The following is a 25,768-nucleotide window of genomic DNA, read 5'->3' as shown; positions in this document are numbered from 1 at the left end:
TCCTTACGTGGTCAGGACGCCGCGTCGGCGGGGACGGGAGGGACGAAACGGCGGTAGGTGGCATCCACGGCGTCCCAGAGCTGGGGAAAGAGGGTGCGCTCGGACATCCGGACGAGGCTGACGGTGGACTCCCCGCGCAGACTCGTGGGCAGTACGGGGCAGCTCCCGCCGGCCACGGAGTGCGGCTCGGCCTCGGGGTGCCCGCCCAACTGGCCCCACACCATGCGCAGATGGAGCTGCTTCCAGTCCGCGACGGCCCCGTCCAGCCGGATCAGGCCCTGCCGCACCAGCGCGAGATCGGCCGCGATCCGCTCGTCCCCGGCCGGCGCCGCGAGCCTGCCCTGCGCCGTGATCAGGTCCTCCGAGGTGAGACCGGCGCGCTCCAGCGCCCGGGTGAAGGCCCGCCACAGGGGCGGCGCCGCGCGGCGCAGATTGCGCGCCCCGGGGGAGTCCAGCCCCGTGGTGTTCTCGGGGAAGGTGTCACGCATGGTGAGCAGGCCGGTCTGCGGCAGGAATTCCACCAGGGTGTCCAGCGCCTGCACCGGTATGCGGCCCAGCGAGGCGGCACGCTCCAGCACCTGCGCGGCCAGCAGCGGGTCGCCGTCGTCCAGCAGGGTCACCGCGCGGCCCATCTCGAAGTGCATCGCGGCCCACGCGTACTCGGTGATCAGGTGCACGGACTGGAACAGCCGCTGGTCGGGGTGGACGAGCTGGTCCTCCGGGAGGAGGGCGGACAGCGCCGTGGTGAGCCGGGTGTCCTGCTCGTAGTTGCTGCCCCGGTCGTACTCGTAGACGAGCTGCGGATCCGCGGCATCCGGGTTCAGTGCGCGGCGGGCGGTACCCGGCCGTCCGGTTGTGGCTCTCTTGCTCATGAGCTTCGGTGTCCTCCGGTTCGCTGATCGTGGTCAGCCGACGGCCGGCTGCTGTTCCATGGCGGGGAACAGCCGCTGGGAGATCACCGACGCCAGATAGGGCACGCCCTCCGTGGAACCGGTGCCGCTCCTGGTGCCGATCATCCGTACGGCCAGCCGGTAGTGGGTCTGCTTCCACCTCTGGTGCACCCCCTCCAGCTGCAGGGCGGCAGCCCGCAGGACCGCGGCGTCCCGCTCCGGAAGCCATCCACTGGAGATCACGTTCTCCCAGGTGCCCTGGACCGTCTCCCGGCCGGCCAGCACTTCGCTGCGCACGTCAGGAACCGAGAGGAACGCGAACGAGTCCAGCCTCGCTCGAGCCGGGGTGGAGCAGTACGACTCGAAGGTCTTGTAGCCCTCGGACTGGATGGCGCTCGCACCCTCCGTGAACTGCCGGAACACCTGGAACGACTCGGGCTGCATGGTGGCGAGCAACGAGAACAGCGGCAGCGACTCGCGCAGTACGTCGGTGACCGCGGCGACCAACGCGGCGGCGTCGCCCGGCTGTTCGCCGCGCAGGGTGCGCACCGCCTCGTCCAGCGTGGCCGACATGAAGGCGAAGGTGGTCTCGAAGGACTGGAGCACGCGCAGGAACAGGTACTCGTCGTGCAGGACGTACACGGGCTGGAGGCTGGTGCGCAGCATCAGCCGTTCCCGGGCGGTGACGGTGGCCAGCACGGCGTCCGCGAGCTCGCCGGCCGGAGTGCGGCCCGGTGTCGCGGCGACGACGACGGGGTCGACGGCCCCGTCCAGCACACGCAGCGCGGCCGGTTCCATGACCCTGGCCGCGAGCCGCAGCCGCTTGTTCAGGAGCAGTTCGCCCGGGAGCATCCCCTGCGGGTCGTGCGGGGTGCCCTCCAGCGCGTCGCGTTCGAAGCCGATCAGGTCGGCGAGCAGCATCAGCACCGTGCGGTCGCGGTGCCGGCGCAGCACCTCCCAGCCCGACCGGCTGCCGGGCGCGCCCCGCCGCAACAGCGCCAGCGCCGTGTAGCTGGGGTAGTCGTAACGGTCGTCGAACTTGTCCAGGAGGACGTCGAGGAAGGGCCCGACGAAGGTGTCCGGGATGCCTTCGCCGCCGCGGGACGCCTCGGTGAACACGGTGCGGCACTCCGAGAGCAGCGTCAGGAGCTCCTCGTCGAGGAAGTGCTTGCCCACGGCTCGCAGCCGGTCGATGACGCCGGCGTACGGGAAGTCCCCCGCCCCTCCGGAACTGCACCAGTCGGAGAGTCCGTGCGACAGCGGTGCGTCGGTTTCTTCCATCTCGATTCTCCTTGGGCCCCGGCGATGGATGATTCGAGGCTCGCTGGAGGCCCTGGAAGAACGCTCAAGTCTCGCTCCACACCGGTGCCGGTGCCGGCGGCGCGGACGCGAGGAGCTGTCGGCACACGACGAAGCCGCGTTTTCCCCGTCAAAGAGGCCTATTGCGCGGGAACTTGTGAGCGCCGGGGCGGTTTCCGGCCCACTGCCGCGGGATCGCAATCGCATGGATGTACTGCACGCGCAGGCGCGCCACCTCGCACCGAAGAGGGATTCGAAGTCATGCGTTCAAGAAGCACATGACGGTTGCTAGAGCCCTGACGGAACGAGGTTGACCGCATTCCATTGGATGTCGAAGATTAAACCGCCCAATCGGATGACATCGCTATGGAAGGTCCCATGAGCCTGCCCGAACATTGGTGGAGTAAAAGTCAGAGTTATGTCTCCGATATCCTTTCGCTGCTCGCAGCCGCACCGGATCGGGATGCCGCCTATTGGCGTGGTAAGACCTTCTCCGGCAGTGATCTGATTCGGTCCGTCACTGAAACGTTCCTCGCGCTGCGCAATAGTGGAGTGGGCAGGGGGGACATGGTCGCGATTCTGGTCGCACCCAACAGCCCCGAGATGCTCACCGCGCGGTACGCGACGCATCTGCTCGGCGGCGCCGTGTCGTATCTGCGCACGACCAACCCCGGTACCAGGGCGACGGTCCTTCCGCTGGACCACCAGATCCAGATCCTGCGCGAGACCGAAGCCGTGACCATCTACGCCGATGCCGAAGGCTCGGAGCGCGCGGCAGAGCTCGCTGCCGGCAGCGGGATCCCGGTGACACGGATTCCGCACGGGGAGCACGGCGAGGCCGGCCGGACCGAGGGCGCCGGTACGCCGGACGCCGTGTCGTGGGAGCCGGGCGCGCCGGCCTTCATCGGCTTCACCAGCGGCAGCACGGGACGGCCCAAGGGCATCCGGCTGTCGGGCGGTGCGTGGGAAGCCACCCTGAGCGCCTGGATGGAGCTCGGCCGTGAGGCCGACTGCGCGACCATACTGGTGTCGACCCCGCTGAGCCACGGCGTCGCGCCGTTGGCGGACGCGGTCCTCGCGCTGGGCGGAGCGCTGCATCTCCACGAGACCTTCGACGCCGAGAAGTTCGCGGAGACCGTCTCGGAGTCGAAGGAGATCACGTGGACGTTCATGGCCTCGAACCACGTGTTCCAGCTCATCGACCACCTGGTCGAGCGCGGAATCCGTGACCCCGAAGCCGTGGCAGCCGCAGGCCTTTCCTCACTGAAGCGGATTGTCTACGGCGGCAGCCCCGCGGCCCCCGCAAGAATTGCCCAGGCCTTCCGGATCTTTGGCCCTGTCCTGTGGCAGGGGTACGCCGCGACCGAATGCGGTCGAATCACGACCCTCACGCCACCGGAGCATGGCGACCCGGATCTCACGGCAACCGTCGGGCGGCCCTTCCCGTATGTGGAGATCGCCGTCCGTAACCCGGATACGGGTGCGCGGCTGACGGCCGGCGAAACCGGCGAGGTTCACGTCCGGTCTCCTCAGATGATGGACGGCTATCACCGGGACCCGGAATTGACGGCACGAGTTCTTCGTGACGGCTGGTATTCCACCGGAGACATCGGATTCATCGACGAGCGAGGCTATCTGACGCTCATGGGCCGGGTGGCCCATGTCATCAAGGTGGGCGGCGTCAAGGTGCATCCCATCGTTCTCGAGGCGGAAATCCTTTCCCACCCGGGCGTCCGGCATGCCGCCGTCTACAGCGTCCGGGACGAGGACGGAAGCGAGCACATCCACGCTGCGATCGAATGCGATCCGGCCGAGGTGGTCGAAGTGGAAGACATCCGCTCGGGAATCACCGAGGCACTTTCCCCGATTCACGTGCCCGAGAAGATACACGTCTTGAGCGTGCTGCCGATGAACAGCAACGGCAAGCCCGACAAGGAGCTCCTGAAGTCGCAGTTTTCCTAGTGCCGCTCCCGGCACCGGCGACCTCGTGTGCAGGCCAGTCCCATCGCTAAGTCGAGAAGGCGAGTAAATGAACGTTCACCTGGCATCCTATCTGAGTGGCAAAACCGCCGGCGATCTCGCGGAAAGCAAGCGCGAGTTCCTGGAGATCGGCCGTCGTTCCGGTCACTACCCCATGGCCTCTGCCCGGCGTGACGGGGTGGATTCGGAAGTAAATGTCTGGTGCAGCAACGACTACCTGGGCATGGGGCAGAACCGGCAGGTCATCGAGGCGATGCAGGCCGCGATAGAGACCCATGGCGCAGGCTCCGGAGGGTCCCGGAACATCGGCGGGACCAACCACCACCACGTCCGCCTGGAGAACGAACTGGCGGATCTGCACGGCAAGGAGGCCGCGCTCCTCTTCACCTCCGGCTACACCGCCAACGAAGGCGCCCTCACCGTGCTGGCGGGGATGCCCAAGGACACCGTCGTGTTCTCCGATGCGAAGAACCACGCCTCGATCATCGACGGACTCCGCCACAGCGGCGCGCAGAAGCACGTCTTCCGGCACAACGACGTCGCCCACCTGGAAGAGCTGATCGCGGCGGCTCCCGCCGACTGCCCGAAGTTCATCGTCGTGGAATCGGTCTACTCCATGTCGGGCAACGTCGCGCCGCTCGCCGAGATCGCCGACATCGCCGACAAGTACGGTGCCACCACCTTCATCGACGAGGTCCACGCGGTCGGCATGTACGGCCCGCAGGGCGCCGGTATCGCCGCGCGGGAAGGCATCCGCGATCGCTTCACGGTCGTCATGGGCACCCTGGCCAAGGGCTTCGGAACGGTCGGCGGCTACATCGCGGGACCGGCGGCCCTCGTGGACGCGGTGCGGACCTACGCGCGCTCGTTCGTCTTCACCACCTCGCTGCCGCCGGCGGTCGCGGCCGCCGCGCTGGCATCGGTCCGGTATCTGCGGTCCTCCGACGTCGAGCGCAAGCTCCTCTCGGAGAACGCGCAGCTTCTGCACAGCCTCCTGATCGACGCCGACATCCCGTTCGTCTCCACGGACTCCCACATCATCGCCGCCTTCGTCGGTGACGACGAGCTGTGCAAGCGGGCGTCCCAGCTGCTGTTCGAGCGGCACGGGATCTACGTCCAGTCCATCAACGCCCCGAGCGTGCCCGCGGGCGAGGAGATCCTGCGGATCGCTCCGTCCGCCGTGCACAGCCAGAGCGACGTCGAGAACTTCGCCCAGGCCCTTCGGGGAATCTGGAAGGAGCTGAGCATTCCGACCGCGAGTGCCCGGGACTGGTTCGAGTCCGAGCTCTGCGGTGCCGGCATCCGCACCGAGGCGAAAGCCGGAGCGCTGGTGTAATGACAATGTCAGTCGTCGGCGTACTGGCCGGCACGGCGGAGCGGCGTCCCGAACACCCGGCCGTTGTCCACGAGTCCGAGCACTTCACGTACGGGTGGCTGTGGGACCAGGCCCGCCGCTACGCCTCCGTGCTGCGTGACAACGGCGTACGGCCGGGGGACCGGGTTGCCATGCTGCTGGTCGACACCCCGCAGTTTCCCGTCGTGTACTTCGGCGTGCTGGCGGCCGGTGCCGTCGCGATCCCGCTGAACGTCATGGCGACGGCGGCGGAGATCGATCACGTACTGGCCGACGCCGACGCCCGATACCTGGTGTGCGCCGCCTCCTTGCTCGACCGCGTGAGCGAGGCGGCGGCGCGGCGCGGCACGGTGCTCCTGAGCGTCGGTCCGGGCCCCGCGGGCACGGTCGACCTGGAGCACGCGGCACAGGGCACGGCGCCGATCGACGAAGCCGTCGTGCCGGAACCCGACGACGTCGCGGTCGTGTTCTACACGTCCGGTACGACGGGTGAGCCGAAGGGCGTGATGCTCACCCACCGGAACATTCTGTACAACGTCGAGAGGATGGTCACCACTCCGTATGCGTTCCGGGGTGACGACGTCCTGCTCGGGTGCCTGCCGCTGGCGCACGCCTTCGGCCAGATCTGCGCCATGCTGACCGGCTTCCGTGCCGGCATCTCCCTCGTCATGATGCCCAGGTTCTCCGGCCGGGAGGCCCTTGAACTGATGACGGAACACCGGTGCACGGTGTTCATGGGCGTGCCGACCATGTACTCCAAGCTGCTCGACGCGGTGGCTCAGGGAGGGCAGGTCCCTCGGCTCGACCGCGTGTACAGCGGGGGATCGGCCCTTCCCGCCAAGACCCTCGAGGCTGTCCGGAGCACGTTCGGATGCCCGGTGTACGAGGGCTACGGGATGACCGAGACCTCCTGCAGCGTCGCCTACCACTACCCCGGCCTCACCTTTCGCCCCGGAACGGTCGGTGTTCCCATCACCGGCATCACCGTCGGCACGGCCCGGCCGGACGCCGACGGGATCGAGCTCCTGCCCGACGGCGAGGTGGGCGAGATCGTGGTGCGGGGCCAGAGCGTCATGGCCGGATATCTCGGCCGCCCGGACCTCACCGCCGAAGCGGTGAGGGACGGTTGGTTCCGCACCGGCGATCTCGGCAGGCTGGACCGCGACGGCTACCTCTCGGTCGTGGGCCGCAAGAAGGACCTCATTCTGCGCGGCGGCTACAACGTCTATCCGCGCGAGATCGAGGAGATCCTCGTCAGGCATCCGGCCGTGGCACAGGTCGCGGTCATCGGTGTTCCGCACCCCGTGCTCGGCGAGGAGGTCTGGGCGGTCGTCGTGCCTTCCCGGCCGGCGGACATCACCCCCGGATCCGGCGAGGAGATCACCGAATGGGGCCGGCAGCGTCTCGCCGCATATAAGTACCCTCGGCGAGTCGAATTCGTCGATGCCCTCCCGCTGGGATCCAGCGGAAAAGTTCTCAAGCGAACACTCGTGGCGAAATACGAGAAGCATTCTCCGCAGACAGTGGCATGAATTGGCGTAGCACCCGCGGCACGGCTGCGGGTGCTACGCCTCCGTTCAAGCATCGAACGCGAAAATAGGGGGCAGCTCCACCATGGCTGAATTCCAAGCGGACACGGCGATATCGACAGAGGCCATTGCCGTCGTCGGTATGTCCTGCCGACTGCCACACGCGGAGAACCCCGCTCAGCTGTGGCAACTGCTGAGCGACGGCCGCAGTGCCATCGGCGCGCCTCCTGCGGGACGCCCCGAACTGCCCTCTCGTCCGGGCGGCTACCTCGAGGACGTCAGCGGCTTCGACGCCGGCTTCTTCGGCATCGGTCCGCGTGAGGCGTCGTCGATGGATCCGCAGCAGCGGCTGATGCTTGAACTCGCCTGGGAGGCCTTGGAAGACGCCAGGATCCGCCCGTCCGACCTCGCCGAGAGCCGGACCGGTGTCTTCGTCGGCGTCATTGCCGACGACTACGCCGCCCTCACACACCAGCACGGCATCGAAGGCATCACCCGTCACACCCTGACCGGACTCAACCGGGGCGTCATCGCCAACCGGATCTCCTACACCCTGGGCCTGCACGGGCCGAGCGCGGCCATGGACACCGGCCAGTCCTCCTCGCTGGTCGCTGTGCACCAGGCAGCCGAGAGTCTGCGCCGGGGCGAGTCCGCCATGGCCATCGCCGGCGGTGTCAACCTCAACCTGGTGCCGGACAGCACCATCGGCGCGGAGCGGTTCGGCGCGCTGTCACCGGACGGTCGCAGCTTCACCTTCGACGCGCGGGCGAACGGATACGTACGTGGTGAGGGCGGCGCCTTCGTGGTGCTCAAGCCCCTGCACGCCGCCGTGGCCGACGGTGATCCGGTCTACTGCGTGCTGCACGGCAGCGCGATGAACAACGACGGAACGACCGAGGGTCTCACCGTGCCGAGTCCGGCCGGCCAGCGGGACGTCCTGCGGCAGGCGTACGAGCGGGCCGGGGTGCCCGCCGAGCAGGTGCAGTACGTCGAGCTGCACGGCACGGGTACCAAGGTGGGCGACCCGATCGAGGCGTCGGCACTGGGCGCGGTGCTCGGCGACGGCCGGGTGGACGGGGCCGACCTGCGGGTCGGATCGGTGAAGACCAACGTCGGACACCTCGAGGGTGCCGCCGGAATCGTCGGCCTGCTGAAGGCGGCGCTCTGCATCCGGCACCGCGAGCTCGTGCCGAGCCTGAACTTCGAAACCCCCAACCCGGACATCCCGCTCGACCGGTTGAAGCTCACCGTCCAGCGTGGCCGCGAGCCGTGGCCGCGCCCGGCGGAGCCGCTCTACGCGGGTGTCAGCTCGTTCGGCATGGGCGGTACGAACTGTCACGTCGTGCTCTCGGACTGGCGCACCGAGCCGGCGGCCCGGGAGGAGACGCCGGACGCCGAGGCCGATGCCGAGTCCCGTGCCGAGTCCGGCGCCGGCCCGGTGCCGTGGGTGGTGTCGGGCAGGTCGGCCGAGGCCGTGGCGGGTCAGGCGGATCGCCTGGTGTCGTTCCTGGCGGAGCGTCCGGAGCTGGACGTCGCGGCGGTGGGCCGCTCGCTCGCCGTGACGCGTTCCAGTTTCGACCACCGCGCGGTGCTCGTGGGGGAGACCCGCGAGGAGCTGCTGGCCGGAGCCCGTGCACTGGCCGAGGGCATGCCCTCGGCCGGAGTCGTCAGGGGCCGTGCGGCGCCGGAAGGTGCGCTGGCGTTCCTGTTCTCCGGGCAGGGCAGTCAGCGTGTGGGGATGGGTCGTGAGTTGTATGTGGCGGAGCCGGTGTTCGCGGCTGCGTTCGACGAGGTTGTCGCGGCGCTTGATGCCTATCTGGACGGGTCGCTGGCGGGGGTGATCGCGGGCGAGCCGGAGCTGCTCCAGCGCACCGCGTTCACTCAGCCGGCGTTGTTCGCGGTCGAGGTGGCGCTGTTCCGGCTGCTGTCTCATTACGGGGTGGTTCCGGACTATTTGGTGGGTCATTCGGTGGGTGAGTTGGCGGCGGCTCATGTGGCGGGTGTGCTGTCGCTTGAGGATGCGGCGCGGTTGGTGTGTGCGCGGGCGCGTTTGATGGAGGGGATCGCCGCGGGTGGGGCGATGGTGGCCCTGAACGCGGGGGAGGAGCGTGTCGCGGGGTGGCTCGAGGGCCGTTCCGGTGTGGAGGTGGCGGGGGTCAACAGCCCTTCTGGCACGGTGGTTTCGGGTGACGAGGCGGCTGTGCTCGGGGTTTTGGAGCGGGCGCGCGCGGAGGGTGTGAAGGCGACGCGGCTGAAGGTGAGCCACGCGTTCCACTCGGCGCATCTGGACGGGATGCTGGCGGAGCTGACGGAGGTCGCCCGGACTCTGACCCATGCGGCTCCCCGGATTCCGGTCGTCTCGAATGTCACCGGTGAGGTGGTGGAGGAGTTCACCCCTGAGTACTGGGCGGTTCAGGCCCGGTCGGCGGTGCGCTTCGCCGACGGTGTTGCCACGCTGGCCGGCCTCGGTGTGACGGCGTTCCTGGAGCTGGGGCCGGACGGGACGCTTGCCGGCCTGACCGGCGAGTGCCTGGCGGATGCCGAGGGCATGGTCGCGGTTGCGTTGCTGCGCAAGGACCGTGCCGAGAAGCGTTCGCTCCTCGCTGCTCTGGGCGTGGTGCACGCGCACGGTGTGGACGTCGACTGGGAAGGGTTCCTGCCGGGCTCCGGCCTGGTCGAGCTGCCCACATACGCCTTCCAGCGCCGACGCTTCTGGCTGGACGGCTCGGCGAAGGACCCGGTCCAGGTACCCGCCGTTGCGAGGGAGCGGAGCGGCCCGAAGCAGGTCACGCGAGGCGACACGCTGGAACTGGTGCGCGCGCACGCGGCAGCGGTGCTCGGCCACGGATCGGCGCGCGACGTGGGCGTCGACACGACCTTCCGGGAACTGGGCTTCGACTCCCTCTCGGCCGTTGAACTGCGCAACGCGCTGCACGCGGCCACCGGGCTCTCGCTGCCCGCCGGCCTCCTCTTCAACTACCCGACCCCGGCCGGACTCGCCGAACACCTCGACAGCCGGCTCGACGGCCCGGACCGCAGCCAGGTCCAGGACGACGCCGCGCACGGGGCCACCGCCCCTGACGAGCCGATCGCCATCGTGGGCATGGCGTGCCGGCTGCCGGGCGGAGTCGCCTCTCCGGAGGACCTGTGGCGCCTGGTCAGCAGCGAGGCCGACGCGGTCGGCGGATTCCCGGCCAACCGAGGCTGGGACCTCGATTCGCTCTTCACCTCCGATCCGGACAGCCCCGGCAGGACCTACGCCACCCAAGGAGGCTTCCTGCACGACGCGGACCGGTTCGACGCCGCGTTCTTCGGCATCAGCCCCCGCGAGGCGGCGGCGATGGACCCCCAGCAGCGGCTGCTCCTGGAGACGGCCTGGGAGGCCTTCGAGCAGGCGGGCATGGACCCCGCCGCGCTGCGCGGCACCCGTACCGGCGTGTACGTGGGCGCCACGGCACAGGAGTACGGGCCCCGGCTGCACGAGCCGTCCGACGGACACGACGGCTACCTGCTGACGGGCAACACCGCCAGCGTGGCCTCGGGCCGGCTCTCCTACACCTTCGGACTCGAGGGCCCGGCCGTGACGGTCGACACCGCCTGCTCGTCCTCGCTCGTAGCGCTGCACCTCGCCGCCCAGTCCCTGCGCCGGGGTGAGTCCTCCGTGGCCCTCGCCGGCGGTGTGTCCGTCATGGCCACACCCGGCATGTTCGTGGAGTTCTCCCGGCAGCGCGGGCTTGCGCCGGACGGGCGCTGCAAGGCGTTCTCCTCGTCGGCGGACGGCACCGGCTGGGCCGAGGGCGTGGGCCTGCTGGTGCTGGAGCGGCTGTCGGACGCGGAGCGCGACGGGCACCGGGTGCTCGCGGTGATCCGTGGCTCCGCCGTGAACCAGGACGGTGCGAGCAACGGCCTGACGGCACCGAACGGGCCCTCCCAGGAGCGGGTCATCCGCGCCGCGCTCGCCGACGCCCGCCTGACCGCGTCCGAGGTGGACGCGGTCGAGGCGCACGGCACCGGTACGAAGCTCGGCGACCCGATCGAGGCGCAGGCGCTGCTGGCCACCTACGGCCAGGACCGCGAGGAGCCGCTCCGCCTCGGCTCACTGAAGTCGAACATCGGTCACACGCAGGCCGCGGCGGGTGTCGCGGGCGTGATCAAGATGGTCATGGCGATGCGCAACGGGGTTCTCCCCGCGACGCTGCACGTGGACGAGCCGACCTCGCACGTCACTTGGCAGGACGGCGCGGTAGAGCTGCTGACTCAGGCCCACGACTGGCCGGAGCTCGGCCGTCCGCGCCGGGCGGGCGTCTCGTCGTTCGGTATCAGCGGCACCAACGCCCACCTCATCGTCGAGCAGGTCGACGAGGCCGGGGCTCCGGTGGAGGAGCCGCCGGTGGCGGGTCCGGTGCCGTGGGTGCTGTCGGGCAGGTCCGAGGCCGCGCTCTCGGAGCAGGCGGACCGGCTGGTGTCGTTCCTGGCGGAGCGTCCGGAGCTCGACGCCGTGAGCGTGGGCCGTTCGCTGGCCGTATCGCGTGCTCGTTTCGATCACCGGGCCGTCCTCGTGGGGGAGACCCGCGAGGAACTCCTCGACGCCCTGCGCACGCTGACGCCGGGCGGGCCCGCCCCGACGGGTGCCGTGGCGTTCCTGTTCTCCGGGCAGGGCAGTCAGCGTGTGGGGATGGGCCGTGAGTTGTATGCGGTGGAGCCGGTGTTCGCGGCTGCGTTCGACGAGGTTGTCGCGGCGCTGGATGTGCACTTGGACGGGTCGCTTGCCGAGGTGATCGCGGGCGAGCCGGAGCTGCTCCAGCGCACCGCGTTCACTCAGCCGGCGTTGTTCGCGGTCGAGGTGGCGCTGTTCCGGCTGCTGTCTCATCACGGGGTGGTCCCGGACTATTTGGTGGGTCATTCGGTGGGTGAGCTGGCGGCGGCCCATGTCTCGGGTGTCCTCTCGCTTGAGGATGCGGCGCGGTTGGTGTGTGCGCGGGCGCGTCTGATGGAGGGGATCGCCGCGGGTGGGGCGATGGTGGCCCTGAACGCGGGGGAGGAGCGTGTCGCGGGGTGGCTCGAGGGCCGTTCCGGTGTGGAGGTGGCGGGGGTCAACAGCCCTTCTGGCACGGTGGTTTCGGGTGACGAGGCGGCTGTGCTCGAGGTTTTGGAGCTGGCGCGCGCGGAGGGTGTGAAGGCGACGCGGCTGAAGGTGAGTCACGCGTTCCACTCGGCGCATCTGGACGGGATGCTGGCGGAGCTGACGGAGGTCGCCCGGACTCTGACCCATGCGGCTCCCCGGATTCCGGTCGTCTCGAATGTCACCGGTGAGGTGGTGGAGGAGTTCACCCCTGAGTACTGGGCGGTTCAGGCCCGGTCGGCGGTGCGCTTCGCCGACGGTGTTGCCACGCTGGCCGGCCTCGGTGTGACGGCGTTCCTGGAGCTGGGGCCGGACGGGACGCTTGCCGGCCTGACCGGCGAGTGCCTGGCCGACACCGAGGGCATCGTCGCGGTTGCGTTGCTGCGCAAGGACCGTGCCGAGAAGCGTTCGCTCCTCGCTGCTCTGGGCGTGGTGCACGCCCAGGGTGTGGACGTCGACTGGGAGGGGTTCCTGCCGGGCTCCGGCCTGGTCGAGCTGCCCACATACGCCTTCCAGCGTGAGCGCTTCTGGCTGGACACGCCGCGTTCCGGTGACGCGGCGGGCCTGGGCCTGACGGCTGTGAACCACCCGATGCTCGCCGCGGCGATCCCGGACCCCGACGGCGACGCGGTGCAGTTCTCGGCCTCGGTGTCGTTGACCTCGCATCCGTGGCTGGCCGACCACACGATCGGCGGGACGGTCCTGGTCCCGGGGACGGTGTTCCTGGAACTCGCGGGCACCGCGGCCGAGCACCTGGGCCATGCCACCGTCGAGGAACTCACCCTCCAGGCACCCCTGATCCTCGCCGAGAGGACGAGCGCCCAGCTGCGGCTGACCGTCGACCGGGCCGACGCGCGCGGCGACCGCCGGTTCACCGTGTACGCGCGGACCGGCGAAGAGCAGTGGACCGGCCACGCGGCCGGACTGCTCACTCCCGCCGTCGCCCCGCCGGGCGTCTCCCTGGACCAGTGGCCCCCGGCCGGAGCCACCCCTGTCCCCCTGGACGGCGTCTACGACCGCCTCGGCGGCCTGGGCTACGGCTACGGTCCGGCCTTCCGCGGCCTGCGCGCCGCCTGGCGCGCGGGCGACGACATCTTCGCCGAGGTCGCCCTGCCCGAACAGCTCCACACCGAAGCCGCACGCTTCGGCGCGCACCCCGCGCTCCTCGACGCGGTCCTGCACCCGCTCGTTCTCGACGCCGCGGACCCGGCGCAGGACGAGAGCACGATCCGTCTGCCGTTCTCCTTCTCGGGCTTCGCACTGCACGCGGTCGGCGCCACGGTGCTGCGCGTCCGCTGGACCCGCACCGGCCGGGACACGGCCCGTCTCGCGCTGGCCGACGGCACCGGCGCCCCTGTCGCGGCGATCGAGTCGGTCGCCCTGCGGCCGATTCCGCGCGATCAGCTCGCCGCCGCCGTCACCGGCCCGGCCGTGGAGTCCCTGTACCGGATGGCCTGGGACGCCGTCCCGGCCGCCGGGCCGGTCGCCGACCAGGGATGGGTCCGGCTCGGCGAGGCCCCCTACGCCGACCTCGCCGCGCTCGGCGCCGCGGTCGACGCGGGCTCCACCGCCCCGGAGTTCGTGGTGATCGGCGAGAAGCAGCTCACCGCAGCCACCACCGGAGACGAGCTCGCCCGCACCCACACCACGGCGGCGCGCGGTCTCGAGGCGGTCCAGGACTGGCTGGCCGCACCGCAGTTCGCGGATTGCCGCCTCGTCCTCGTCGTACCGGACGGCGCGCTGCACACGGCCCCGCTCGTGGGCCTGATCCGTACCGCGCAGTCCGAGCAGCCGGGCAGGCTGGTCCTCGTCCACGTGGACGAGGACGGCGCGGAACTGCTCCCCGCCGCGCTGGCGTCCGGCGAGCCCGAGGTCGCGGTGCGCGGCGGCGGGCTGTTCGTACCGCGCCTGGCACGCCCCGCGGCCACCGCGGGGACGGCGAAGGGCCTGGACCCGGAGGGCACGGTCCTGGTGACCGGTGCTCTGGGCACCCTGGGCCAACTGATCACGCGCCGTCTGGTGACGCACCACGGTGCGCGGCACCTGCTGCTGGTGTCGCGGCGGGGTGCCGAGACCCCGGGCGCCGCCGAGTTCGTGGCGGAGCTGGCGGAGTCGGGCGCCCGCGCCCGGGTGGCCGCGTGCGACGTGTCGGACTTCGACGCGCTGGCGGCCCTGCTGGAAGAGGCCGGGGCCGAGCGCCCGCTGACCGCCGTGGTGCACACGGCGGGTGTCCTGGACGATGCTACGGTCGCCTCGCTGTCGGCCGGTCAGCTGGAGCGGGTGATGCGCCCGAAGGTGGACGCGGCCTGGAACCTCCACCGCCTCACCGAGTCCCGCGCCCTCACCTCGTTCGTCATGTTCTCGTCCATCGCGGGACTCATGGGCAACGCCGGCCAGGCCAACTACGCGGCCGCCAACACCTTCCTCGACGCCCTCGCGCAGCACCGCCACGCCCGGAACCTGCCTGCCACCTCCCTCGCGTGGAGCCTGTGGGACAGCGCCGACGGCATGGCCGGAAGCCTCGCGGACGCGGACGTCGCGCGCTGGAAGCGCAGCGGCATCGTCCCGCTGACCCCGCAGCTGGGACTCGACCTGTTCGACGCGGCGCTCGCCTCGGCGGAGCCGCTGCTGGTCCCCGCCGAATTCGACCTGGGCGCGCTGCGCGCCCGGGGCGCCGAGGACACGCTGCCCGAGCTGTTCACCGGCCTGGTCCGCGTCGGCCGCCGGCAGGCGGCAGGCACCGCCGACGCCGACTCGTCCTGGGGCCGGCGGATGAGCGAACTGCCCGCACAGGAGCGGGAGCGGGCCGTACTCCAGACCGTACGGGAGACCGTCGGGCTCGTCCTCGGGCACGGGGCCGACGCCGGCATCGACCCGGCCAAGGCGTTCAAGGAGACCGGCTTCGACTCCCTCACGGGGATCGAACTGCGCAACCGGCTGAACTCGGTGACCGGGCTGCGGCTGCCCACCACCCTCGTGTTCGACCACCCGTCGCCCCGGGCGGTGGCGGACTTCCTGCTGGACCGCCTCGACGCGACCACGACGGCCGCCGTCCCGTCGGTGACCGCCCACGCCCCGGGACTGGACGAGCCGATCGCCGTGGTCGGTATGGGCTGCCGCTACCCGGGCGGGGTCTCCTCCCCCGAGGACCTGTGGCGGCTCGTGGCAGAGGGCCGGGACGCGATTGGCGACTTCCCGTCCGACCGGGGCTGGGACGTGGAGGACCTCTTTGACCCGGACCCCGAGAAGACCGGCAAGTCGTACACCCGCAAGGGCGGATTCCTCTACGACTCCGCGGAGTTCGACGCCGAGTTCTTCGGCCTGAGCCCACGTGAGGCGATCGCGACCGACCCGCAGCAGCGGGTGCTGCTCGAGGTCGCGTGGGAGGCGCTGGAGCGGGCGGGAATCGACCCCGCCGCGCTGCGCGGCTCCTCGACCGGCGTCTACGCGGGCGTGATGTACAGCGACTACGGATCGCGGCTGACGAGCGCTCCGGAGGGTTTCGAGGGGCACCTGCTGACGGGCACGATCGCGAGCGTCCTGTCGGGCCGGGTGTCCTACACGTTCGGCTTCGAGGGGCCGGCGGTGACGCTGGACACGGCATGCTCCTCGTCACTGGTCGCGGTCCACCTGGCCGCTCAGGCGCTGCGCCAGGGCGAGTGCTCGATGGCACTGGCCGGCGGTGTCACCGTGATGTCCACGCCGACGACCTTCGTCGAGTTCTCACGTCAGCGCGGACTGTCGCCGGACGGGACCTGCAAGTCGTTCGCCGCCTCGGCGGACGGCACGGGCTGGGGCGAGGGCGCGGGCATGCTGGTCCTGGAGCGTCTCTCCGACGCCCAGCGGCTCGGGCACCAGGTCCTCGGCGTGATCCGTGGTTCCGCGGTCAACCAGGACGGCGCGAGCAACGGCCTCACCGCCCCCAACGGCCCCTCCCAGGAACGCGTCATCCGCCAGGCCCTCGCCAACGCCCGCCTCGCCCCGCACGAGGTGGACGCGGTCGAGGCGCACGGCACCGGCACCCGGCTCGGTGACCCGATCGAGGCCAACGCGCTGCTGGCCACCTACGGCCAGGACCGCGGCGAGCCGCTGCGGCTGGGATCGATCAAGTCGAACATCGGCCACACCCAGGCCGCCGCCGGTGTCGCGGGCATCATCAAGATGCTGATGGCGATGCGTCACGCGGAGCTTCCGGCGACGCTGCACGTGGCCGAGCCGACACCGCACGTCGACTGGTCGACCGGTGCGGTGGAGCTGGTCACCGAGCACGGGGCCTGGCCGGAGGTGGCACGACCGCGCCGCGCGGCCGTTTCCTCGTTCGGCATCAGCGGTACGAACGCGCATGTGGTCCTGGAACAGGGCCCGGAGCCGGTCACGGCCGCAGAGCCCGCGGTGGCGGGGCTTCCGCTGGTGGTCTCGGCGAAGAGCGAGGCGGCCCTGGCCGCCCGCGCCGGCCAGATCCGCGAGCTGCTGGCCTCGCGGAGCGCCGACCCGGCACAGGTGGCGTCGGCTCTCGCCACCCGCGTCCCGCACCTCCCCTTCCGGGCGACGGTTTCGGGCGCCGGCCGGGACGAGCTGCTGGCGGGCCTCGACGCACTGGCCTCGGGCGGGACCGCGCCGAACCTGGTGCAGGGCACCGCCACGGGCGCGGGCAAGACGGTGTTCGTGTTCCCGGGACAGGGCTCGCAGTGGCAGGGCATGGCCCTGGAACTCTTCGACTCCTCACCGGTGTTCGCCGCCCGGCTCGTCGAGTGCGAGCGGGCGCTCGCGCCGTTCACGGACTGGTCGCTGCTGGACGTCCTGCGCGGTGTGGAGGACGCGCCCGGATTCGACCGGGTGGACGTGGTGCAGCCGGCGCTGTGGGCCGTGATGGTGTCGCTGGCCGCGCTGTGGCGTTCGGTGGGCATCGAGCCGGACGCGGTGATCGGCCACTCGCAGGGCGAGATCGCGGCGGCCGCGGTGTCCGGCGCACTGTCGCTGGAGGACGCTGCGAAGGTCGTGGCGCTGCGCAGCCGGGCGATCGTGAAGCTGGCCGGTACGGGCGGGATGGTCTCGGTGGCCCTGCCCGCCGACGAGGTCCGCGAACTCATCACCCGCTGGGACGGCGCCATCGACATCGCCGCGCACAACGGCCCGCGCTCCGTGGTCGTCGCCGGAGAGGTGACCGCTCTCCAGGAGCTGGTCGCCCACTGCAAGGACAACAAGATGCGCGCCAAGCGCATCCCGGTCGACTACGCCTCCCACTCCGCGCACGTCGAGACCCTGCGGGACGAGCTTCTCGACGCCCTGTCCTCCCTCACCCCGCGCACCGTCGAGGTGCCCTTCCTCTCCACCGTCACCGGTCAGCCGCTGAAGGGCACGGAGCTCGACGGCGCCTACTGGTTCCGCAACCTGCGCAGGACCGTCCAGCTGGAGGAGGCCACCCGGACCCTGCTCGACCAGGGCCACCGCGTCTTCATCGAGGCCAGCGCCCACCCGGTGCTGACCATCGCGCTCCAGGAGACGATCGACGACACGTCCCACGACAGCGCCGTCACCGTCCCCTCGCTCCACCGTCACGAAGGCGGACTCGACGACTTCCTCGCCTCCGCGGCGCAGGCCCACGTCTCGGGCGCTCCGCTCGACTGGGCTGCCGTGCTCGGCGGCCCCGGCGCGGTCGTCGACCTGCCGACGTACCCCTTCCAGCGCCGGCGCCACTGGCTGGAGGGCCCGGTGACGGCCGGGGACGCGGGCGGGCTCGGCATGGCCGCCGAGCGGCACCCGCTCGTCGGCGCCGCGCTCTGGCTGGCCGACGCGGACAGGCTGGTCCTGAGCAGCAGGATCGCCCTGAACACGCACCCCTGGCTGGCCGACCACGCCGTGGCCGACACCGTGCTGCTCCCCGGCACCGCGTTCGTGGACCTCGCCATCCGGGCCGGTGACCACACGGGCCTGGACCAGCTCGACGAACTGACCCTCCAGGCACCGCTGGTGCTGTCCGGCCGAGGCGCGGTACAGCTCCAGGCCGTCGTCGACGCCCCGGACGAGGAGGGCCGGCGCACGCTGTCGGTGCACTCCCGCCCGGAGCCCGACTCCGACGACGCCCTGAGCCACCCGTGGACCCTCCACGCCACCGGCGTACTGGGCCACGCGGACGGACCCGCCGACGTACCGGCCGACACCGCCTGGCCCCCGGCCGGCGCCGAGCCGGTCGACCTGACGGCGGCGTACGACACGCTCGCCGAGCGGGGCTTCCAGTACGGGCCCGCCTTCCAGGGCCTGCGGGCGCTGTGGCGCAACGGCCGGGAGACCTTCGCCGAGGTCGCGCTCCCGGAGGGCGTCTCCCCGGGAGAGTTCGGGATCCACCCGGCCCTCCTCGACGCCGCCCTGCACCCGCTGGCACTCGCGGCCGACGGCCGCCTGGTGCTGCCGTTCGCCTGGACCGGTGTCCGGCTGCACGCGGTGAACGCCAGCGTGCTGCGCGTACGCATCACCCCGGAGGGCTCGGGCGCCGCCCTGTCCCTCGCCGACGCCGGCGGAGCGCCGATCGCGTCGGTGAAGACGCTCAGCCTGCGGGCCGTGGACCCCGCGCAGCTGACCGGCTCGGGCACGTCCCGCCGGCCGGTGCTCCAGGTGGAGTGGACGACCGCCCCCAAGGCCGCCCCGGCCGCCGGGTGGGCCGTCCTCGACGACCGGGGCCACGGCCTGCCCGCCCCCGCGGGCAGCTACTCGGACCTCGCCGGCATCGTCGGCGACCCGCCGCTGGTCGTGGTCCCCGTCCCGGGCGAGGACGGCCCCGGCGCCGCGGCACACCGGGCCCTGCGGCTGGCCCAGGAATGGCTCGCCGAGGACCGGTTCGCCGGCTCGCGCCTGGTCTTCCTGACCCGTGACGCGACCACCGCCCGCACGGAGGCCGGACTCGCTTCGGCTCCCGTCTGGGGTCTGGTGCGTACCGCCATGACCGAGCACCCCGAGCGCTTCGGCCTGCTGGACCTGACGGACCGGGACGTCTCCGAGGCCGAGCTCGGCCTCGCACTGGGCGTACCGGACGCGCAGGTGAGCCTGCGGGACGGGGCGCTGCTCGTACCCAGGCTGGTCAGGTCGCCCGAGGCGGACGACACCGTGCCCGCCCTGAACCCCGAGGGCACTGTCCTCATCACGGGCGCCACCGGCACCCTGGGGCAGCTCTTCGCCCGCCACCTCGTCGCCGAACACGGCGTACGGCATCTGCTGCTGGCCAGCCGCCGGGGCCGGGACGCGGCGGGCATGCTCGAGCTGGAGGCCGAACTCACGGCCCACGGAGCCTGCGTGTCCGTGGTCTCCTGCGACACGGCCGACCGCACGTCCGTCGCCGCGATGCTGGACGCGATCCCCGCACCGCACCCGCTCAGCGCGGTCCTGCACACCGCCGGCGTCCTCGACGACGGCACCCTGCACGCCCTCACGGCCGAGCAGCTCGACACCGTCCTGCGCCCCAAGGTCGATGCCGCACGGCACCTGCACGAGCTGACGGCCGGCCTGGACCTGGACGCGTTCGTCCTGTTCTCCTCGCTGGCCGGAACGGTCGGCACTCCGGGACAGGCCAACTACGCCGCGGCCAACACCTACCTGGACGCCCTCGCACAGCACCGCCAGGCCCTGGGCCTGCCCGGTACGTCGCTGGCCTGGGGCCTGTGGGCCGAGGGCAGCGGGATGACCGGTCACCTGACCGACGCAGACCTCGCCCGCATGTCCCGGGGCGGCATCGCCCCCATCGGCGGCGAGCAGGGCCTCGCCCTGTTCGACGCGGCGCTCGCCACCCGCCGGCCGGTGCTCGTCCCGGCGCTCCTCGACTACACCGGACTGCGGGCCCAGAACGAGGACGGCACGCTGCCCGCGATCTTCCACAGCCTGGTGGTGCGGCGGGCCGCCGCCGGCGAACAGCCGGGCGGCAACACCCTCCGTGAACGCCTGGCACCCCTGGCCCCCCAGGACCAGGAGCGCGCTGTCCTGGAACTGGTCCGAGGCGTGGTGGCCTCCGTACTGGGACACACCGACGCCGGCCAGGTCGCGTCCGACCGGGCCTTCAACGAGCTGGGCTTCGACTCGCTCAAGGCGGTGGAACTCCGCAACCGGCTGAACGCGGCCGCGGGCATGAAGCTGCCCGCGACGCTGGTGTTCGACCACCCCAACACCGTTGACCTGGCCGGCTTCCTGCGTACCGAACTGCTGGGCAGCCCGGCCGCCACGCCGGCCGAGGGCGGACCCGTCCACGCCGAACCGGCCGCCGGCGCCTCCGACGAGCCGATCGCGATCGTCGCGATGGCCTGCCGCTACCCGGGCGAGGCCGGCTCCCCGGAGGAGCTGTGGACGCTGCTGTCCGACGGGCGGGACGCCATCGGCCCGTTCCCGGCCGACCGAGGCTGGGATCTGGAGAGCCTGTACGACACGGACCCCGACCACCCGGGCACCTCGTACACCCGGCACGGCGGATTCCTCTACGAGGCACCGCAGTTCGACCCCGAACTCTTCGGGGTCAGCGCACGGGAGGCCACCGCCATCGACCCCCAGCAGCGACTCCTGCTGGAGATCTGCTGGGAGGCCTTCGAGCGCGCGGGCATCGACCCCACCTCCCTCAAGGGCACCCAGACCGGTGTGTTCGCCGGCGTCATGGCCAACGACTACGCGGCACGCCTGAAGGACACCCCCGAGGGCATGGAGGGCTACCTGTCGGTCGGCAGCACCGTCAGTGTCGCCTCCGGCCGCATCGCCTACACCTTCGGTCTGCAGGGCCCGGCGATCACCGTCGACACCGCCTGCTCCTCCTCACTCGTCTCCCTCCACCTCGCCGCCCAGGCACTGCGCAACGGCGAATGCGAACTGGCCCTGGCCGGCGGCGTGACCGTGCTGGCCGCGCCCACCCTGTTCGTCGAGTTCAGCCGGCAGCGCGGCCTGGCACCGGACGGCCGGTGCAAGTCCTTCTCCGCGCGGGCGGACGGGGCGGCCTGGGCCGAAGGCGCCGGAATCCTCCTGCTGGAGCGGCTCTCCGACGCCCGGCGCAACGGCCGCCGGATCCTCGGCGTGATCCGCGGAACAGCCGTCAACCAGGACGGCGCCAGCAACGGCCTCACCGCCCCCAACGGCCCCTCCCAGGAACGGGTGATCCGCCAGGCGCTCACCAACGCGGGCCTGACCACCGCAGACGTCGACGCACTGGAGGCCCACGGCACCGGCACCACACTGGGCGACCCGATCGAGGCCCGGGCCGTACTCGCCACCTACGGGCAGGAGCGCACGTCCCCCCTCCTGATGGGCTCCCTGAAGTCCAACATCGGACACTCCCAGGCCGCCGCCGGCGTGGCCGGCGTCATCAAGATGGTCAAGGCGATGGAGCACGGAGTGCTCCCCAAGAGCCTCCACATCGACGAGCCCAGCCCGCACGTGGACTGGTCCGCGGGCGAGGTCGAACTGCTCACCGAGGCGGTGCCGTGGCCCGAGACCGACCGGCCGCGCCGGGCAGGCGTGTCCTCCTTCGGCATCAGCGGCACCAACGCCCACGTCATCGTGGAGCAGCCGCCGGCCGAGGAGACGGTCCCGCCGGCCGAGCCGATGCCGGTCGTGCCGCTGCTGCTGTCCGGCCACAACGACGCGGCCCTGCTGGCACAGGCCGAGCAGGTGGTCGGGGCGCTCGCCGACGCCGGCCCGCAGGACCTGGCGGCGACGGGCCGGACCCTGGCCCTCGGACGAGCAGGCCTCACGCACCGCGCCGTGGTGGTGGCCGCCACCACCGCCGAAGCGGCCGGCGCACTCGCGGCACCGGCCGTGCGGGGCACACCCGTGGACGGCCGCACCGCCTTCCTGTTCACCGGCCAGGGCAGCCAGCGGCTCGGCATGGGCCGGGAGCTGTACACCGCCTACCCCGCCTACGCCCGGGCCCTGGACGCCGTGTGCGCAGAGCTGGACCCATGGCTGGACGAGCCGCTGCTCGACGTCCTCTTCGGCGAGGACCCGGCGCCGCTGGACCGGACCGGCTTCGCCCAGCCCGCCCTGTTCGCCACCGAGGTCGCGCTCTTCCGGCTCCTCGAACACTGGGGCGTACGGCCGGACTTCCTGGCGGGTCACTCCATCGGTGAACTGGCCGCCGCGCACGTCGCCGGCGTCCTCTCGCTGGGCGACGCCGCACGGCTCGTCGCGGCGCGCGGCCGGCTGATGCAGGCACTGCCCGGCAGCGGCGCGATGCTCGCCGTACAGGCCGGGGAGCAGGAGGTGCTGCCGCTGCTCGCCGGACGGGAGGACCTGCTGGACATCGCCGCCGTCAACGGCCCCGCCTCCGTCGTGCTCTCGGGCGACGCGGAAGCCGTCGAGGCCGTCGGCGCCGAACTCTCCGCCCTGGGGCGCAAGACCAAGCGGCTGCGCGTCAGCCACGCCTTCCACTCCCCGCACATGGACGGGATGCTGGACGAGTTCCGGATGGTCGCCAAGGGGCTCACGTTCACCGCGCCCGCCATCCCGATCGTCTCCACCCTGACCGGGCAGCCGGTCGGCGCAGAGGAACTGACCACGCCCGAGTACTGGGTCCGTCACGTCCGCCGGCCCGTGCGCTTCCTGGACGCGGCATGCGCCCTGGAGGCCGAAGGCGTACGGACCTTCCTGGAACTCGGCCCCGACGGCGTGCTCAGCGCGATGGGACAGGACTTCCTCGACGCGGGATCGCTCTTGGTCCCGCTGCTGCGCGGCGGGCGCCACGAGCCGCACACCGCCGTCACCGCCCTGGCCCACGCCCACGTACGGGGCGTGCCGGTCCACTGGCCCGCACTGTTCGGCGAGAGCACCGCACCCGCCGCGGACCTGCCGACCTACCCCTTCCAGCGCCGGCGCTACTGGCTCACCGAAGGGCCCGGCGGCGGCAACGTCACCTCGGCCGGCCTCGACTCCGCCCGGCACCCGCTGCTCGGGGCCGCGGTGCCGCTCGCCGACTCCGACGGCGTCCTGTTCACCGGCCGGATCTCGGCCCGCAGCCACCCCTGGTTCGCCGACCACACCGTCGCCGGCACCCTGCTGGTCCCCGGCACGGCCCTGGTGGACCTCGCACTGCACGCGGGCGCCGCACTCGGCTGCCAGCACCTGGAGGAACTCGCCCTCCAGTCACCCCTGGTCCTCCCCGACGAGGGCGCGCTCCAGCTCCAGATCACCGTCGGCGGCCCCGACGCGGACGGCCGCAGGCCCATCGCCGTCCACTCGCGCGGAGAAGGCGAACAGGAGGACAAGCTCTGGAACCGGCACGCCACCGGAACCGTGCTGGCCGCCCTCCCCGCCGTCCCCGGACCCGACCTCGCGTCCTGGCCCCCGGCCGGCGCCGAACCCCAGCCGGTCGAGGACCTGTACGACCGCCTCGCCGACCAGGGCTACGGCTACGGCCCCGCCTTCCAGGGACTCCAGGCGGCATGGCGCTCGGGCGACGACCTCTACGCCGAGGTACGGCCGTCCACAGATCCCGACGGATTCGCCCTGCACCCGGCACTGTTCGACGCATCGCTGCACGCCCTGCTCCTGGAGGAGTCGGCCGGACTACGGCTGCCCTTCTCCTTCGGCGGCGTCCAGCTGACCGGGACCCGCAGCGGCACCGGCACCCTGCGCGTCAAGCTGTCGGCCGGCCCCGACGGAACGGTCGCGGTCGACATCGCCGACGAGACGGGCGCGCCGGTGGCCACCGTCGCCACGCTCGCCCTGCGCGCCCTGCCGGCCGGGACCGCGCTGACCCGCCCCCGCGATCAGCACGTGTACGCGGTGGAGCGGGCCGGTGCGGAACTCTCCGCCGGCGGCGACCTGAGCATCGTGGTCCTCGGCGATGCCGACCTCGGACCCGCCGCCCGGCACCACGCCGACCTCGCCGCGCTGGCCGCCGCGACGGCCGACGGCGCGGCCGCACCCGACGTGGTCGTCCTTCCGGTACCCCCGGCCCCCGTCCACGAGACCGGCCGGGTCACCCAGGACGTGCTGGCGGTCCTGCGCCAGTGGCTCGCCGCCGACCCGCCGGCCGGAGCACGGCTCGCCGTCCTGAGCAACGGGGAACTGGCGCACAGCGCACTGTCCGGGCTGATGCGGACCGCCGAGTCGGAACACCCCGGACGCTTCCAGCACGTGATCACGGACGGCCGGCCGCCCGGCCGCGAGCTGCTGGCCGCGGCCCTCGCCGACCCCCGTCCGCAGCTCGAACTGCACCAAGGACAGGCATACGTGACCAGGCTCGCCAAGGTCCCGCACCCGGTGCGGAACCCCGACGCCGGCGACGCGTTCGACCCGGAGCGCACCGTGCTGATCACCGGCGGCACCGGCGCGCTCGGAGCCCAGGTCGCCCGGCACCTGGTGACCGGCCGAGGCGCCCGCCACCTGCTGCTCACCAGCAGGCGGGGCGGAGCGCGGGACCTGGCCGCCGAACTGACGGAGCTCGGCGCGGAGGTACAGGTCGCGGCATGCGACGCGGCCGACCGCGACGCCCTGGCCGCCCTGCTCGCCTCGGTCCCGGACGCGCACCCGCTCACCGCGATCGTGCACGCGGCCGGAGTCGTCGAGGACAGCACGCTGGAGGCCCTGAGCCCGCAGAGCCTCTCCCGGGTCCTGCGGCCGAAGGTGGAAGCAGCCTGGAACCTGCACGAGCTGACCGCCGGGCTGGAACTGACGGACTTCGTCCTCTTCTCCTCCGTCGCCGGCCTGGTGGGCAACGCCGGACAGGCCAACTACGCCGCCGGCAACACCTTCCTGGACGCGCTCGCCGCACACCGGCACGCCGAGGGACTGCCCGCCGTGTCCCTCGCCTGGGGCATGTGGCAGGACGGCATGGCGAACGACCTCGACCACGCCGACCGGGCCCGGCTCGCACGCAACGGGATCCTGCCGATGCCGGCCGGCCAGGCCCTCGCAGCCCTCGACACGGCCCTGACCGGGGCCGGCGCGCCACGACCCGGCGCCGATGCGGTGGTGCCGGGCCCGGTGCTCGCCCCGGTGGCACTCGACTTCGCGGCACTGCGCGGCCTCGGCGACGCACTGCCCGAGCTGTACCGGGGCCTGGTGCGCACCGAGCGCCGGCCCGCCCGGCCCGCCTCCGCTCCGGCAGCGATTCCGCTGGCGCAGCGCCTCACCGGCCTGGACGGGGAGGAGCAGCGGCAGCTGCTGCTCGACTTCGTCAGGGAACAGGTCGGCATCGTCCTCGCCCACCCGGCCCCGCGGACGATCGACGTCCAGCGCGGACTGCTGGACCTGGGCCTCGACTCCCTCACCGCGGTCGAACTGCGCAACAGGCTGAACATCGCCACCGGACTGCGGCTGCCCAGCACGCTCGTCTTCGACCACCCGAGCACCCGGGCCATCGCCGCGTACCTGCAGGGCGAACTGGCCGGCGAAACCGCGGACCCGGTCCAGGCGGCCCTGGACGCACTGGAGGCCGCGCTCTCGGCCGCAGGCCCGGCGGACGGCGACGGACCGGAGGGAACGTATGCCACGCGGCTGCGCGGCCTGCTCCGGACAGTGGCCGGCGGCTCCGACGACGCCGACCTCGATCTGGCGAGCGACGACCAACTCTTCGCAGCACTCGACAACGAACTCGGCAGGTAGACATGAGTAACGAGCAGAAACTCCG

Annotated in this window: 6 protein-coding genes; 4 read left to right on the top strand and 2 right to left on the bottom strand. The window is 72.0% G+C overall.

All coding sequences use genetic code 11. The features are described from left to right. Positions 1-11: 11 nt before the first annotated feature. Both ACGFU6_RS32475 and ACGFU6_RS32470 read right to left on the bottom strand, forming a co-directional pair. Positions 12-872 carry a hypothetical protein gene (locus ACGFU6_RS32475; protein ID WP_393616157.1) on the bottom strand — a complete coding sequence of 287 codons (861 nt, stop codon included), beginning with the start codon at positions 870-872 and terminating at the stop codon, positions 12-14. 33 nt (positions 873-905) lie between these two features. Beyond that, positions 906-2,171 carry a tryptophan 2,3-dioxygenase gene (locus tag ACGFU6_RS32470; protein WP_393616156.1) on the bottom strand — a complete coding sequence of 422 codons (1,266 nt, stop codon included), beginning with the start codon at positions 2,169-2,171 and terminating at the stop codon, positions 906-908. 396 nt (positions 2,172-2,567) lie between these two features. Between ACGFU6_RS32470 and ACGFU6_RS32465 the strand changes: the two genes are divergently transcribed. The 4 genes from ACGFU6_RS32465 to ACGFU6_RS32450 all read left to right on the top strand — a co-directional run bounded on the left by ACGFU6_RS32465 (position 2,568) and on the right by ACGFU6_RS32450 (position 25,743). Continuing rightward, on the top strand, positions 2,568-4,151 hold the full coding sequence (locus ACGFU6_RS32465; protein ID WP_393616155.1) for a class I adenylate-forming enzyme family protein: 1,584 nt from the start codon (positions 2,568-2,570) through the stop codon (positions 4,149-4,151). Positions 4,152-4,218: 67 nt separating this feature from the next. After that, complete coding sequence (gene hemA, locus ACGFU6_RS32460; RefSeq protein ID WP_393616154.1) at positions 4,219-5,505, top strand: 5-aminolevulinate synthase; 1,287 nt, start codon at positions 4,219-4,221, stop codon at positions 5,503-5,505. Further along, positions 5,505-7,055 (top strand): long-chain fatty acid--CoA ligase, encoded by a 1,551-nt coding sequence (locus tag ACGFU6_RS32455; protein WP_393616153.1) that lies wholly within the window; start codon positions 5,505-5,507, stop codon positions 7,053-7,055. The genes hemA and ACGFU6_RS32455 overlap by 1 nt, the downstream gene beginning before the upstream one ends. Positions 7,056-7,137: 82 nt before the next feature. After that, the gene (locus tag ACGFU6_RS32450) at positions 7,138-25,743 is read left to right on the top strand and encodes an SDR family NAD(P)-dependent oxidoreductase (RefSeq protein ID WP_393616152.1); all 18,606 of its coding nucleotides are present in this window, start codon (positions 7,138-7,140) and stop codon (positions 25,741-25,743) included. Positions 25,744-25,768 lie beyond the last annotated feature (25 nt).

The organism is Streptomyces sp. NPDC048462 (assembly GCF_043200175.1).
Classification (GTDB): domain Bacteria; phylum Actinomycetota; class Actinomycetes; order Streptomycetales; family Streptomycetaceae; genus Streptomyces.
Note: the sequence above shows the minus strand (reverse complement) of the source record. Positions and strands in the feature narration are given on the sequence as shown.

Coding starts and splice junctions, on each gene's coding strand:
- ACGFU6_RS32465 (WP_393616155.1), top strand. CDS start 2,568: ATGAGCCTGCCCGAACATTGGTGGAGTAAAAGTCAGAGTTATGTCTCC.
- ACGFU6_RS32475 (WP_393616157.1), bottom strand. CDS start 872: ATGAGCAAGAGAGCCACAACCGGACGGCCGGGTACCGCCCGCCGCGCA.
- ACGFU6_RS32455 (WP_393616153.1), top strand. CDS start 5,505: ATGACAATGTCAGTCGTCGGCGTACTGGCCGGCACGGCGGAGCGGCGT.
- hemA (WP_393616154.1), top strand. CDS start 4,219: ATGAACGTTCACCTGGCATCCTATCTGAGTGGCAAAACCGCCGGCGAT.
- ACGFU6_RS32450 (WP_393616152.1), top strand. CDS start 7,138: ATGGCTGAATTCCAAGCGGACACGGCGATATCGACAGAGGCCATTGCC.
- ACGFU6_RS32470 (WP_393616156.1), bottom strand. CDS start 2,171: ATGGAAGAAACCGACGCACCGCTGTCGCACGGACTCTCCGACTGGTGC.